The 13,950-nt window shown below is 53.2% G+C and carries 11 protein-coding genes and 1 pseudogene; 5 read left to right on the forward strand and 7 right to left on the reverse strand.

What is annotated here, in order from left to right; translation table 11 throughout:
• The first annotated feature begins 130 nt into the window (after positions 1 to 130).
• A complete protein-coding gene (locus KGP26_RS16415) occupies positions 131 to 3,043 on the forward strand; it encodes an HD domain-containing phosphohydrolase (RefSeq protein ID WP_223664296.1) in 2,913 nt (970 codons plus the stop codon).
• 57 nt (positions 3,044 to 3,100) lie between these two features.
• Here the strand turns inward: KGP26_RS16415 and KGP26_RS16420 are convergent, their stop codons facing one another.
• The 3 genes and pseudogenes from KGP26_RS16420 to KGP26_RS16430 form a co-directional block, all read right to left on the reverse strand.
• Positions 3,101 to 3,622 carry a hypothetical protein gene (locus KGP26_RS16420; RefSeq protein WP_021806737.1) on the reverse strand — a complete coding sequence of 174 codons (522 nt, stop codon included), beginning with the start codon at positions 3,620 to 3,622 and terminating at the stop codon, positions 3,101 to 3,103.
• 93 nt (positions 3,623 to 3,715) lie between these two features.
• Positions 3,716 to 4,543, reverse strand: a complete 828-nt coding sequence (locus tag KGP26_RS16425) for a carbon-nitrogen hydrolase family protein (protein ID WP_021806738.1) — start codon at positions 4,541 to 4,543, stop codon at positions 3,716 to 3,718.
• Positions 4,544 to 4,651: 108 nt separating this feature from the next.
• Positions 4,652 to 5,992 (reverse strand): annotated as a pseudogene (locus tag KGP26_RS16430) (nucleobase:cation symporter-2 family protein); the annotation flags it as partial.
• A gap of 659 nt (positions 5,993 to 6,651) precedes the next feature.
• Here KGP26_RS16430 and KGP26_RS16435 point away from each other — a divergent pair.
• Positions 6,652 to 7,071: an NlpC/P60 family protein gene (locus tag KGP26_RS16435; RefSeq protein WP_021806740.1), complete on the forward strand. Its 420-nt coding sequence runs from the start codon at positions 6,652 to 6,654 to the stop codon at positions 7,069 to 7,071.
• Positions 7,072 to 7,124: 53 nt separating this feature from the next.
• Here the strand turns inward: KGP26_RS16435 and KGP26_RS16440 are convergent, their stop codons facing one another.
• The 4 genes from KGP26_RS16440 to KGP26_RS16455 all read right to left on the reverse strand — a co-directional run bounded on the left by KGP26_RS16440 (position 7,125) and on the right by KGP26_RS16455 (position 11,759).
• Positions 7,125 to 8,150 (reverse strand): ABC transporter permease, encoded by a 1,026-nt coding sequence (locus KGP26_RS16440; protein WP_071683305.1) that lies wholly within the window; start codon positions 8,148 to 8,150, stop codon positions 7,125 to 7,127.
• A 17-nt stretch (positions 8,151 to 8,167) separates the two neighbouring features.
• Positions 8,168 to 9,652 (reverse strand): sugar ABC transporter ATP-binding protein, encoded by a 1,485-nt coding sequence (locus KGP26_RS16445; RefSeq protein WP_218520381.1) that lies wholly within the window; start codon positions 9,650 to 9,652, stop codon positions 8,168 to 8,170.
• Between the two features lie 77 nt (positions 9,653 to 9,729).
• Positions 9,730 to 10,659, reverse strand: a complete 930-nt coding sequence (locus KGP26_RS16450) for a sugar ABC transporter substrate-binding protein (protein WP_021181075.1) — start codon at positions 10,657 to 10,659, stop codon at positions 9,730 to 9,732.
• Between the two features lie 551 nt (positions 10,660 to 11,210).
• The gene (locus KGP26_RS16455) at positions 11,211 to 11,759 is read right to left on the reverse strand and encodes a helix-turn-helix domain-containing protein (RefSeq protein WP_223499936.1); all 549 of its coding nucleotides are present in this window, start codon (positions 11,757 to 11,759) and stop codon (positions 11,211 to 11,213) included.
• Positions 11,760 to 11,872: 113 nt separating this feature from the next.
• On the opposite strand from KGP26_RS16455, the gene KGP26_RS16460 reads away from it, so the two are divergent.
• The 3 genes from KGP26_RS16460 to KGP26_RS16470 all read left to right on the forward strand — a co-directional run bounded on the left by KGP26_RS16460 (position 11,873) and on the right by KGP26_RS16470 (position 13,909).
• Positions 11,873 to 12,541, forward strand: coding sequence for an AzlC family ABC transporter permease (locus tag KGP26_RS16460; RefSeq protein WP_223499937.1), 669 nt, complete (start codon positions 11,873 to 11,875; stop codon positions 12,539 to 12,541).
• Positions 12,541 to 12,861, forward strand: a complete 321-nt coding sequence (locus KGP26_RS16465) for an AzlD domain-containing protein (protein WP_021806744.1) — start codon at positions 12,541 to 12,543, stop codon at positions 12,859 to 12,861. Before KGP26_RS16460 ends, KGP26_RS16465 begins: the two co-directional genes overlap by 1 nt.
• A gap of 64 nt (positions 12,862 to 12,925) precedes the next feature.
• Positions 12,926 to 13,909: a hypothetical protein gene (locus tag KGP26_RS16470; RefSeq protein WP_223497824.1), complete on the forward strand. Its 984-nt coding sequence runs from the start codon at positions 12,926 to 12,928 to the stop codon at positions 13,907 to 13,909.
• Positions 13,910 to 13,950: the final 41 nt, after the last annotated feature.

Raw genomic sequence — 13,950 nt, forward strand, 5'->3', positions numbered from 1 at the left:
TTTATTTAGCTACGAAACAAAAAATTTCACCTTAAATTCAACTCAATAGCCTTACTACGCCACCAATCAGATCCCCCCTGCTTCGTCTATAATTTAAAAAAGCTAAAAATTGGCATCCAAGGTGGACACTATGGCAGGAAAGATCACAGGTTTAAGAAGCCGCTATCCGCTACATATCCAGATTGCCGCGCTGTTTACCTTGCTGATTGTCTCCATCGGCAGCGTAATCGTGCTTTTTAGCCACAGCCAACTCAGCAAACTGACCGAGGCCAGCACCAACCGGCAGTATCAAAAAACCGGCGAAGCCATTGCTGCGGAGCTGGACTCCGTGACCCGCAGCATGAAAATGTCGGCGAAGATGTTGGCACGTATGCCAATAACAGAAGCCACCACCCTCGAGCAACGCATGGCATTTATCGGCCCGCTGATCGAGATACTCAAGCAAAATGATTATGCCAATGCGGTATACAGCGCTTACCCCAACGGCGATTTCTTTATACTACGCCGCCTCACCCCAGCCAACCGAGCTTTATTTACTGCGCCGGAAGATGCCGAATGGCTGGCGCAAAGCTACCGCTTTTTAGAGACCTCGCCCCAGGCTCAGAATATCTTTTTGGACGGTAAACAGCAGGTTATGGCGGTAAAAACCGTGCCGTATAATAATTATGATCCCCGGGAGCGTACCTGGTATCAGTTGGCAGTAAAAACTCAGCAACTGATTACCTCCCCGCTCTATACCTTCAAAGGCACCGGTGAGACCGGCTTCACCTACAGCATCCAGGCTCCAGATGGCCATGCCGTGATCGGTTTGGACGTTTCACTGGCTTCACTTTCGCTGTTTCTTCAACAAAGCCTACCGCCGGATAGCCAGGCGGCGATCATTAACTCTGCCAATGAAGCTATCGCCAGCCTGCCTGCACAGAACACCAAAAGCCAGGATGGACTCAACAGCATTGCGCACATCCCGGTACTGCAAGCGTTGCTAGATCCCCATCACGGCGCAAGCGGCCTATTTACGGCACAAGGGCAGAGCTGGTTTGGAGCCGTTGTGGAGCTTAAGGGGCAAAGCCAAGGCTACCAGTTGGTGATTGCCACGCCCTCGGCCTATCTGACCGCTGATGCCAACGCCATCCGCAACCGCTCGACCCTGATCGCCTTTGCGTTGCTGCTGCTCGGCCTGCCGCTGGTCTGGTATTTCTCCCTACGTATTTCCCGGCCGCTGATCCGCCTGCGCCAGGATGCCGACGCCATCAGCAATCTGCATTTTGATGAGCGGGCGGAGGAACGCTCGGTGATTGAAGAAGTGGACGACCTGCACAAAGCCATGTCCAAAATGAAGCTGACGCTCAAGCAGTTTATCTCGATGGGCAGCCTGTTATCCGCCAAGGATAATTTCCCGCAGCAGATGCAGGGCTTGCTCAATGAAACCAGCAAAATCGCGAACATGAGCGGCGGCATTATTTTCCTGTCAGACAAAACGCCCGGCTGCTTTTCACCCATAGCCTGCAACTGGGCTGGAAAAGAGGTGGCCAGTTCGGAGGTGGCATCGTTGCAGTTTGATCCACAACATTTCAGCGCGTTTTGGCAGATCCTGGAGGGTAAAACCGTTGCCGGAGTCTTTACCAACGAGAATATCCCCAGCCAACTGCACACCATCTTTGGTTCCCATTTGCCGCTGCACTATGTGGCTGTCCCGATGCAAACGCATGATCGGGAACTGATGGGGTTCTTACTGCTGCTTAATCCTGCCGAAGCTGGTCCGGAACATGGGCAAGCCAAAGTACAACTGATTAATGCTCTGGTGGGCAGCTTATCGGTAGCAATAGAGACGCAATATCTGCTGCAAGAGCAAAAGCATCTGATGGGAGCCTTTATTCAGTTAATCGCCGGAGCGATCGACGCCAAGAGCGCCTATACCGGCGGCCATTGCCAGCGCGTACCGGTCATTACCAAGATGCTGGCCAAGGCAGCGGTTGAGGCCAAACAAGGGCCGTTCGCCGATTTTACCCTTTCCGCCAATGAGTGGGAGGAACTGCACACCGCCTGCTGGCTGCACGACTGCGGGAAAATCACTACGCCGGAGGCCATAGTGGATAAAGCCACCAAGCTGGAGATGATTTACGACCGTATTCACGAGGTGCGGATGCGCTTTGAGGTGCTGAAGCGGGATAAAGAGGTTAGCTTCCTGCGCAAGCACGCTACGATCGCCGCTACCGAGCAGGAAGAACAATGGCTACGCGATGAGCTGCAGCAGTTGGATGAAGATTTCTATTTTATTGCCCAGTGTAATATCGGTGGCGAATTCCTGTCTGACAGCGCGCTCGCACGCATTCAACAAATCGCACAATATCAATGGACCCGCACTCTGGATGATACCGCAGGCGTGGCACGGGAAGAATTGGCGCGCAAAAACCGCCGCCCTGCCGTCCCCTTACCTACTCAGGAACCACTACTGGCGGATAAAGAAGAACATATCATCTACCGCGACGAGAAAAGCCATCTGCCTGAAAGCTATCACTTCAAACTCAAGGAGCCGACCTTACTCTATAACCACGGGGAGATTTACAATCTGGGTATCCGCAGAGGCACCCTGAGTGAGGAGGAGCGCTATAAAATCAACGAGCACATAATGCAGACTATCATCATGTTGGAAAAACTGCCGTTCCCACGCACCATGGCCAACGTGGCGGTAATTGCCGGTGGCCATCATGAACGCATGGATGGTAAAGGCTACCCTTACCAGTTAACCCACCAACAGATGAGCATTCCGGTGCGCATGATGGCGATCGCCGACGTGTTTGAAGCCCTGACGGCCGCCGATCGGCCTTATAAACCGGGCAAGCTGTTATCTGAGGCACTCAATATCTTGGTCAGCATGGCGAATGAAAATCATCTGGACCGCGAATTGATGATCCTGTTCCTGGAGTCTGGTATTTGGTATGACTACGCGCAGAGCTATTTGCAAGCCGATAAAATAGACACCGTCGATATCCCCGCACTGTTACGCAAACTTGAAATACCCGATTGCCAACCGACGAACTGATACCCAGCAGCTTCACGACATAGGGGCGCAGCGGCGCCCCCGCCGTCTAACATCTCGCTATTTTTTCTGCCGTTGCGCCTCAAACCACACGCCGCATTGGGAGAAGAGCAACGTATTACGATCTTTCACCAACACGTTATCACCGGGAACCCCTTCAGTCCCCTGATCGGTGATCCCCGGTACGGTGACATCCTGATGCTGAATGATGACTCGCTGCACCGAAGGCGTACTGATACCCAAAATCGGGAAATCGACGTACCAATTATCGCCCGAGTTATCTTCCACAAACTCTTGCGCCTCTACCGTGGTGGTGATCGCCCCCTGATTGATCAGTTGCTGTTCATGCCAGGTAAAGCCGTCTGCTTTATAGTTGATACTATTACCGACCAACTGCTGTGCCTGCTTTTCATCCCAGCAGCCCACGGTCTGGGTGGGAATGATCTTGGTCACGCTCCAGTTGCCGATTAACGCCGATGGGATCGGGGCTGGGGCGTTTTGTGCTGCCCAGGCTGTGGGCAACGACAGCACCAGCAGCGCAGCCAATGGCAAGATTCTTTTACTCAGGGCAAGGTATCGCATGGTACGGCTCCTTAGAGTGCTGCAAGTCTATCAATTACAGTGACCAATCTGTCTATGACTTTACCTAAGCCATTGGCCTTTCAGCAAGCGGTGTTAACGTGGAATTAGCGGCCACCAACGTTGTTCATCATCCCGCTGCTGCCACTGCGTCTCCCCGCTGAGTGCCAAACGCCGGTCTTGCAGATAACGATATTCGCGGCGAGCCGCTTCCAGCAGGCTGAAATCCAGCTCTGCCTGCACTATTCCCGGCTCGCGCCCCAGTCTGGCCACCTCACGCCCCAAGGGATCAACAACCAGGCTTTCGCCAGCAAACTGCATCCCACATCCATGCCCGGCGCGGTTGGCCATCGCCACAAACATCTGATTATCCTGAGCGCGAGCCAGCAAAGCGTTACGATGCACGTGACCATAGGGATCCATATTGCCATCGGTAACCAGCAACAGATCGCACCCCATCAGAGCCAACGCTCGTGATGCCTCTGGGAATTCGATGTCGTAGCAGATCAGTAAACCAATACGCCGCCCCCGCCACAGCCCGCAGACCAGGCGATCGCCCGCTTGCGCTTCGGCGCGTTCATTGGTCCATAAATGGCTTTTGCGATAATGCAGATAGATGCCCTGCTCCGGTGTGATCAGCACCGAGCTGTTGAACAGTTGCGTGCCATCCTGCTCAAGAAAACCCACGGCGACGGCAATCCCCGTACGCTGGCTTGCCGCCACCACTTGCGCGAGTTCCGGGCCTTGCAGTTGCAGCGCGTAGTCCGTATTACCGTCAGGATGGGTAAAGCCGGTAAGCTGCGTTTCTGGCAACACCAACAGGTCGGTTTGGCCGCTGCAACGTTCAATCTGCGCCAGCACGGCGGCCAGGTTATGGGCAATGTCCCCTTCACGGCAGGTAAATTGGGCCAAGGTTATCCGCATTGATTACTCCTTTTATGTCGAACAGTGTTTTTACCTGTTATCGCCACTGGCTGGCAAGCCACTGTTAACGGAGATCATCAATAAACGGCAGCATTATTCCTCCGGATGATAGCCATTGAAGTAAAGATTCAGCAGCACCGCCGCCACTGAAGAGAGCAAAATGCCGCTATGCAGCAACGGTTGCAGGCTCGCTGGCATCTGGGTAAAGAAATCAGCCGCTACGATCGGGATCATGCCAAGCCCCAGGCTGATGGCGACAATATAGGCGTTATAGCGGTTGGTATTGAAGTTGACCCTGGTCAGGATCTTGATGCCGGTAGACAGCACCATGCCAAACATCACGATACCCGCGCCCCCCAAGACAAACTGCGGGATCGAGGCCACCAGAATAGACATTTTGGGGATCAGACCGAACAGCACCAGGATCAAACCTGCCATTACGCACACCCAGCGGCTGGACACCTGAGTAACGCTGACCAAGCCAATATTCTGGGAGAATGAGGTATGCGGGAACGTATTGAAAACACCGCCGATAATGGTTCCCAGGCCATCAACCCGCAACCCACGGACCACATCTTGCTTGGTGGTTGGGCGACCGACAATTTCCCCCAGCGCCATAAACATGCCCATCGATTCAATAAATACGATCAGCATGACGATCGTCAGGGTGATAATCGAAGCCGGATCAAAGGTCGGCCAACCGAAGGCAAAGGGGCGCACGATGGCAAACCAGGCGGCATCATCCAGGCCAGAAAAGCTGACCTCTCCCATCAGCAGCGCCACCACAAAACCGAAGCCAATTCCCAACAGCACGGAAATATTTGAGATAAAGCCTTTGCTAAACCGGGTGATTAGCAAAATAAAAATCAGCACCAGCAGCGAGACGCCAATATAGGCCGGATTACCGTAGTTGGCATTACCCCTGCCCCCGGCGGCCCAATCTATCCCGACCCGCACAATGCTAAGGCCGATAGAGGTGATCACAATCCCCGTCACCAGGGTTGGGAACAGCGGCATCAAACGGCCTACCAACGGCACCAGCAACGTGGTGATAATTCCAGCCGCAATGGTGGCACCAAAGATACCGGTCAGGCCGATTTCGGGGTTGGCACCGATGGCCAACATCGGCGTGACGGCTGCGAAGGTGACGGACATGATGACGGGCAACCGAATACCCGCAAAGCGCCCCATCCCGATGCATTGCAATAGCGTCACCACGCCACAGCAAAACAGATCGGAGCTGATCAGATAAGCAATCTGCAGCTTATCCAACCCCAGGCTGCCGCCGATCATCAATGGGACGGCAACCGCCCCCGCATACATCACCAGAACATGCTGAAGCCCCAGGGTAAAAAGATGGGCAATGGGTAATATCTCTTCAACTTTATCAATCGGTTTTTCAGTCGTCTGCGCCTTTTCGCCGGGCAAAATAGTATTCAAGTTGGTCATGAAACCTCACTCCTGTACGGCCTTGATCAGGTTGTCATTCCTGATGGCTACGATTCGAGGGCACAGCCTGATAACCCCCCTGATAATGGATGTACGGCACGAGTTTGGGGCATGCATTTTGTGTGCAGAGTGAGCTGTTCTCAGGTGGTATTGTGCAGGGGAGTGTTTTAAATGCGAAAACCATCACAGATGAGGCTTAATTTATTTCGATTTAATTAACATTATATTAGATAAAAAATAACATTCCCCCCTCAGCGAAAATGGTGCAATTGATAAAATTACCAATATGATTCGTCTCAATTTGAGATCCCCACCTCTATACCCATCCGATAAACCGATAGCAGCGACATGTTGCAATTTTGGTTGGCAAAATCTGCCACCGGTTGCTAATTCCTTGATTGCCCGTCATTCCCGGGTTTCCACAGCCAACCAGAGGTGCGCTATCAAAAGTAACAAGCCGATAACCCACATAGAAATGGTCAATAATTAGCCTGTTTTTGGTTTATTTATGAGCAATAGCTGTGTATATTACCACCACTCAGAAGGAATGAGTCAGGCGATCCGGCCACTCCATTACAGGGATAGACGTTCAGTTGCTCTTTCAGAAATCTTTTATGCTTAAATTTTTTGCTGTATTTCTCACTTGCTCAGCATTTTGCATGAGCTTTTCCGCTTCAGCCAGTTCCGGCCACAATAATACTCAGGAGCTAAAAAAAATCCTGTCGCATTATGACCGATGGGAAGGAGTACGTTACAAATTCGGGGGTAACTCGCGCAAAGGCATCGACTGTTCAGCCTATATGCAGCGCGTATTTCAAGATGAATTTGCCGTCAGCTTGCCACGCAGCACCGGTGAACAAATGAAACTGGGCTCGCGCGTAGCCAAAAGCGAGTTAAACACAGGCGATCTGGTGTTTTTTAAAACCTCATCCCGTCAGCGCCACGTCGGCGTTTATATCGGGGAGGGTGAGTTTGTTCACGCCTCTACCAGTATGGGCGTCACCGTTTCCAGCCTGGATAACCAATACTGGAGCGCGCGTTACGAACTGGCCCGACGTATCAATGGCAGCGATGCATAAACCTGCCCACCTGGCCAAACCGCCGGTCACCACACCGGCGGCCAAGGCGAGGATCACAGCTTCTTGCGGTTACGGCGCATATCGATAGCCACAGCGGCCACGATGATCATGCCTTTGATAATGTCCTGAATGTAGGAATCCACACCGATAAAGGTAAAGCCACTTTTGATCAGGCCGAGGATCACCGCGCCGATCAGTGTGCCGGTAATGCGCCCCACTCCGCCCATCAGGCTACTGCCACCGATGACCGCAGCGGCAATGGCGTCCAACTCATAAGACACCCCCATGCTCGACTGCCCGCTACTGACTCGTGCCGCCAGCACCACGCCCGCTAATCCTGCCAACCCACCCGCAATGGTGTAGACCGTCACCAGGTATTTATTGACGTTGATCCCAGAGACCCTGGCCGAGGTCATATTGCCGCCGATGGCATACACGTATTTGCCATAACGGGTGTGCTTCAGGGCGATATGGAAAATCACCGCCACCACCAGGAAAATAATCACCGGCATGGCACCCTGGCCAATCGAGGTAAAACCGTCCGACAGAAAACTGACCGGGTTACCTTTGGTGTAATACTGCGCCAAACCACGGGCAGAAACCATCATCCCCAAGGTGGCGATAAACGGCGGAATACCGGTGCGAGTGATCAAGAACCCGTTGATAAATCCGCAAATAATACCCACCCCAATCCCGGCCCCGATGGGGATCGCGGCGGGCAGGTCCAGCAGGCCCGGATACATTGGCGAAATGCTTTCGGAGGTTTGCGCCAGGCTGGCCGCCACCACCGCCGTCAGGGCAATCAACGAGCCAGATGAGAGATCGATACCGGTGGTAATAATGACCTGAGTTACACCAACAGCAATGATGCCGATAATCGCCACCTGCAAAACGATCAACAGCAGGCGGTTCGGGTTAAGCAGGAATGACTGATCGCGCACGTACCAGCCCAGCATTTCAAAAATCAGCGCGATACCGATCATGACGATAAAGATGCCGGTATCTTTCGGCAACTTGCCGCTGAAATCGGCAAACGGCGAGACTTTGACTGGCTGAGTTTCCACTTTGACGTTATTCATTGTGTTTTACCTTTGCGTTATTCCGAGGCCAACGCCATGATTTTTTCCTGGTCTGCTTCATCTTTATCCAGGATCCCCGTAATGCGTCCGGCGTGCATCACCATGACGCGATCGCTCATGCCGAGTATTTCCGGCAGTTCAGACGAAACCAAAATAATGGCGACGCCGCGGTGCGCCAATTCGCTGATCAGGCGATAAATTTCTGCCTTGGCCCCCACGTCGATACCGCGCGTGGGTTCATCCAGGATCAGGACCTTCGGCTGCGCCAATAGCCAGCGAGCAATCAAGACCTTCTGCTGATTGCCGCCGCTGAGGTTATTGATAATCTGGTCCATCGTCGGGGTTTTAATATTGAGTTTGCTGATTTGCTCCATGCAGTCTTTGGCCATTTGCGTCTGGCTGACAAACCCGTTTTTGCTGGTATAGGCGGAAAGGTTGACGATACTCATGTTCTCCACCACCGACAGCACCAGAAACAGACCAGACTTTTTACGGTCTTCGGTCAGGAATGCCAGCCCTTGCTCGATGGCTTTGGAGGGGGAACCTATTTTTACCGGCAAGCCTTCAATATAAATCTCGCCCCCCTCAGCCGGATGCATGCCAAACAGGCTCTCCATCACTTCGCTGCGCCCAGCTCCCACCAGCCCAGCAACCCCGAGAATTTCCCCACGCTTAACCGCAAAGGAGATATCGTGGAACCAACCGCTGCGCCGCAACCCGGCCACACGCAACACCTCTTCACCGATATTGTTATTAAACTTGGGGAACATCTGGGTCAGCTCGCGCCCCACCATCATGGTGATCAGCGACTGTTTGGTCAGGTTTTCGGTTTTATCACTGGCGATCGAGGTGCCATCACGGAAAATGCTGACTTCGTCGGTGATGGCAAAGATCTCATCCATTTTGTGGCTGATATAGATAATGCCTTTGCCCTGCTGCTTCAGTTCACGAATGATCGCAAACAGATGCACCACTTCCCCTTCCGTTAATGCCGAGGTCGGCTCATCCATGATCAATACGTCGGCGTTATAAGACACCGCCTTGGCAATCTCGACCATCTGTTGGTTGGCGATGCTCAGCGTGCCCAGTTGGGTTTCCGGATCTAATTTAATCTTGAGATGCGCCAACAGTTCGCGGGTTTTACGGTTTAATTCCTCGTGGTTTACAAAACCCAGCTTGGCGGGCTCACGCCCCAGCCAGATATTTTCTGCCACCGTCATATGCGGCACCAGGTTCAGTTCCTGGTGGATCATGGAGATGCCCGAGTGCAAGGCCGCCTGCGTATCGTTAAACGTCACCGGCTGCCCTTTGACCTTGATGGTGCCGGCATCGGGCCGATAAATACCGATTAAGCACTTCATCAACGTCGATTTACCGGCACCGTTTTCCCCCATTAACGCATGCACGCTGCCCGGTTTGATCTTGAGCGACACGTTATCCAACGCCTTAACGCCCGGGAACTGCTTGCTGATGCCTTCCGCCTCCAGCACATAAGGATGCATACTGATAACCTCCGCCGTTATCCTGCCGATCGCTGTGAACGATGCCCCGTACCGTTGGGCAAAGGGCCGGTTGGTCATTACTTTTTATTCTTGTCGGCAAAGTCCTGGTAATTGGCTTTGGTGATCAGTTGGTAAGGGATCATGACGCTGCTTTCAACCTTCTCACCCTTGACCAGTTGAATGGCGGTTTGCACGGCGCCCTCCCCCTGACCTTTGGCATCCTGGAAGATGCTGAGGCTCAAATCTCCCTTCTTGATAAACTCCAGGGCATCTGGCGTACCGTCCACTCCCGCTACCAGCACACCGGTTTTCTTCGCCTGCTTCAGCGCCAGAATGGCACCGATCGCCATTTCATCGTTGTTGGAAGCGATGGCATCAATCTGCTGGCCGGAGAGGATCCAGTCGGTCGTCACATCAACCGCCTCTTTGCGGAAAAACTTGGCGGTTTGCTTATCGATGATATGAATATTCGGATACTGGGCCACCACTTCCTCAACGCCGCGAGTCCGATCACGGGTGGCTTCACTGGAAAGCTCGCCGAGCAGGATCATCACATTGCCCTTGCCGTTCATCAGCTTGGCCAGCTCTTCCATCTGCAGCTTGCCCGCCAGTTTGGAGTCTGAACCTACGTAGGCCATACCGGCTGGCAGTGTGGCCTCTGGCCGACGGTTGACGAACACCAGTGGAATATGGGCGTTCTCCGCCAGCTTGATCATTGGCTTGACGCCCTGGGTATCTACCGGGTTAAGGATGATAGCGTCGACCCCTTGGCTGACAAAGTTCTCTATCTGCTGGATCTGCTGCGCGATATCGCCTTTGGCATCTTCAAACTGGCCGCTGACGTTACCTTCCTGCTTCATTTTGTTTTGCATGGATTGGCGCAGGATGGTCAGGAAGTTGTCATCAAAGTAGGCCATCGACACGCCGATCTTGATATCTTTGGCTAACACCGAGGCTGGCAGCATGCACATCAGTAGCGAGGTGACGATCAATTTCTTCAGCTTCATGTTCTGTACCCTTTAATTGTTAGAATGAAGAGGCCTGTTGATTTGACGACTAATGAAAAATATTTTTTACATTCAAACAACAACCCGCTCGTTATTATCGTCTTAAAACCCTGTTCCGCGCGGTATCTCATCAGTTAATACTGGTTATGAGATGCTTAGGGATAATTAAAAATAATCATTAAAACAATGCATTGAAATGAACTCCTGATGTGACTGTTAAACATCCCACACAGATATCAAACGTTTATTTCAAAAATGAGACTAGTGAAATTTTTTAACCCAAACAAGCGAAACGTGTGTTTTGGAATGAGCAAATAACAAAAACATGACAGGGATCTAACAAATGGACGTAAAGTGACCGCTGCTCCCCCTCACCCCAGCCCTCTCCCATTGTAAAATCGGGGGATCCCATAAACAGCTGTTTAAGGGAGAGGGAGCGGGTACGGTGTTGTAGGTAAGAACGGAAGTCAGTCTGGAGGTATAAGGCAGAACGCCGTAGTCAACATTCGGTTCCCTCTCCCTTCTGGGAGAGAGTTAGAGTGATGGGGATGTTAGTTTTGTTCTGAGACCAGCACGGCCAGCGTATCCGGCTCCAGGGCGCGGAAGATGTGCGGCCGGTCGGCTGGGTAGCAAATATAATCCCCGGCATTCAGCTCGGCAGGCCCTTCCACCAGCCCGACCAAGGCACGCCCTTGGGTGATGACGATGTGTTCCACCGAGCCTAACGGGTGCGGATGAGAAAGACGGTCGGCTCCCGGCTGGGTCGTCAGCAGATAGATATCTCGCCGTGCGCCAGGCGGACAGGTTGCCAACAGCACCGCCGTATAGTTAGCCACTTCCGACACCACAGCCGCCCCTTCCCCACGCCGGATCACCTGCGTTTTACTCTGCTGCGGCTCCATCAAACGCGCAAAGGGGATATCCAGCGCAACGCAGAGTGCCCACAACGTTTCCAGGCTCGGATTACCATTCCCCGCTTCCAGTTGAGACAGCGTTGATTTGGCAATTCCTGCCCGGCGAGCAATTTCTGCCAACGAGAGGCCTGTACGCTGGCGTTCGCGCACCAGAGCTTCCGCAATGATATTGATGGGTTGTTTCATAGGCCGCGTAACTCACTTTATAACGAACGATCGTTCGACTTGTAAATCGAGATTGAAGTGTTCATTATAATAGAACAACCGTTCGTTTTGAGAAAGGCAGTGAGAAAAATAGTATGGCTAAAAACTTTTTCCCCTCGCTCGATAAGGGCGTGATCAAAGGGATCGCGCTGGTCTGCCTGGCGGACGGCATCGTGGGGATCTCCTATGGTTCGCTGGCGACCGGCCTGGGTTTCGAGCTCTGGGTCCCGCTGATGCTGTCGTTGCTGGTGTTGGCGGGCGCCTCTGAATTTCTGTTTATCGGCATCGTCGCCAGCGGTGGTAGCCCCTTCGCTGCGGCGGCAGCCGGGCTGCTGGTAAATGCACGCCACCTGCCGTTCGGTATGGCAGTGAAAGAGGTGATCGAGCGCAGCCGCTTTAAGTTATTGGGTTGCCATATCATGAATGATGAAAGCGTGGTGTTCGGCATTTCCCAACCGACGTTGGCCAAAAAACGGGCGGCCTACTGGCTCTGTGGGCTGGAGATTGCCGCCTGCTGGCCGTTGGGCGTGTTGATTGGCGGTACCATCGGCAGCTTTATTCCCGATATCAATGCCATCGGGCTGGACGCCGTGTTCCCCACCATTTTGCTGGCCTTGATTGTCGGTTCGCTGAAAAAACTGCGCACCTGTATTTCCGCCTGCTCCGGCACCCTGATTGCCCTGGCTAGCGTGCCCTTGGTACCGATTGGCATGCCAGTGCTGTTTTCACTGTTGGGTTTACTGATCAGAAAGCGAGAAAAATAATGGATAACCAAACACTCATCATCGGCATTCTGCTTCTGGCCAGCGGCACCTTTGCGTTTCGCTTTGCCGGTTTCCTGCTGGGCCGCAGCCTGAGCTTTTCTGATCGGGTTCAGGCCTTGCTCGCCGACTCTGCCACCACGTTGCTGCTCGCCGTAGCGGTGATCGCGACGCTGTTCGAAGGGCAACACTTTGCTGGTTATGCCCGTTTAGGCGGTGTGGCCGTGGGAGCATTATTAGCCTGGCGGAAAACGCCGTTAATCGTGGTGTTGCTGGCTGCGGCGGCAGTGACGGCACTGTTGCGGGTAGCCGGTGTGGCATAACTCACTGCTGGCCGGGTATGATAGCGGCCGGCAGGTATGCTGCCTCACCGTAGATAGGATAGAAATGGAGAAGCTCGCCACATTAGCCGTAGTTGGAATAGTGCTGCTTGCGCCCTGGACAGCGCTACAGGCCGTGACGCCAGTGGGCCCAGGTTTTACCCCTGACCGGCCTGCTTCGCTGTTTGACTGTCAGGCTCCGTTGATCAAGCTGTTAGCCAGCAGCAATCAGGCGCTGATCCGGGCGGAGAAAGTGCCAGCGAACAAGCTGGAAATCAATATTGAACCACGGGCCAACGGCATACAGGCCATTCAACTGTTCGACCGCCGCAAGTCAACCTCACCCGATTCGCCAGGGGCCGGACATCTTGGTTGGGTCATGTACGATCCGCAAACCGGCCAGCTACTGGATAACAGCGCCGACGAACAGCATCCGCTGCAACTCACCTTTAATCCACAGTACGGCAAACAATATCAGCAATGCCTACAGAAGGAGCAGCGCTGCGCGGCCATTTTGGACCAGATGAAATTAGGCCCAATCATTGCCGATTCCCCTAAATATGTGGTGCGTGGTAAAGGACGGGCTTATTTTCACGTTGCCCCCACCGAGCAGTGCGTCAATGAGTCTCAATTTGTGATCCCGGATGACAAAGTGCAAGTGGTGGGTTATGCCGCGCTTGAACCCGTCGAAGGCGAGAACAATGGCTATCTGTTAGTCGGTTATGGCAATGCCTCCGGCTGGATCAACGTTGACCGTCTGGCCCCGCTCGACGAGGTTTGCCACGATGCGCAGGCCAGCGCCGAATCCGCAATAAGCAAAACGGCCTCGCCTACGGCGAGGTTTCTGGTGAAGAACAAGAAACTCTATTTTTACGACTCGCCGGATAAGCTCTGCCAGGATGAGGGTGGGAAATTTGTCGTCAATGGCGATAGCGTGACCGCCATGCACGGGCAGGCTTATAAGGGATTTTTGTTTGTGAGTTATCTTCACCCCAAAACCGGCGATAAAACCACGGGCTGGGTGAAAGCTGATGGTTTGGCTGGGCAATAAATGCAGATCCGATATTGCCTTATCCGCTGATTTTCCAGACG

Origin of the sequence: Serratia sp. JSRIV002 (assembly GCF_019968725.1) — a bacterium.
Lineage (GTDB): Bacteria > Pseudomonadota > Gammaproteobacteria > Enterobacterales > Enterobacteriaceae > Chania > Chania fonticola_B.

Coding starts and splice junctions, on each gene's coding strand:
- KGP26_RS16415 (WP_223664296.1), top strand. CDS start 131: ATGGCAGGAAAGATCACAGGTTTAAGAAGCCGCTATCCGCTACATATC.
- KGP26_RS16420 (WP_021806737.1), bottom strand. CDS start 3,622: ATGCGATACCTTGCCCTGAGTAAAAGAATCTTGCCATTGGCTGCGCTG.
- KGP26_RS16425 (WP_021806738.1), bottom strand. CDS start 4,543: ATGCGGATAACCTTGGCCCAATTTACCTGCCGTGAAGGGGACATTGCC.
- KGP26_RS16435 (WP_021806740.1), top strand. CDS start 6,652: ATGAGCTTTTCCGCTTCAGCCAGTTCCGGCCACAATAATACTCAGGAG.
- KGP26_RS16440 (WP_071683305.1), bottom strand. CDS start 8,150: ATGAATAACGTCAAAGTGGAAACTCAGCCAGTCAAAGTCTCGCCGTTT.
- KGP26_RS16445 (WP_218520381.1), bottom strand. CDS start 9,652: ATGCATCCTTATGTGCTGGAGGCGGAAGGCATCAGCAAGCAGTTCCCG.
- KGP26_RS16450 (WP_021181075.1), bottom strand. CDS start 10,659: ATGAAGCTGAAGAAATTGATCGTCACCTCGCTACTGATGTGCATGCTG.
- KGP26_RS16455 (WP_223499936.1), bottom strand. CDS start 11,759: ATGAAACAACCCATCAATATCATTGCGGAAGCTCTGGTGCGCGAACGC.
- KGP26_RS16460 (WP_223499937.1), top strand. CDS start 11,873: ATGGCTAAAAACTTTTTCCCCTCGCTCGATAAGGGCGTGATCAAAGGG.
- KGP26_RS16465 (WP_021806744.1), top strand. CDS start 12,541: ATGGATAACCAAACACTCATCATCGGCATTCTGCTTCTGGCCAGCGGC.
- KGP26_RS16470 (WP_223497824.1), top strand. CDS start 12,926: ATGGAGAAGCTCGCCACATTAGCCGTAGTTGGAATAGTGCTGCTTGCG.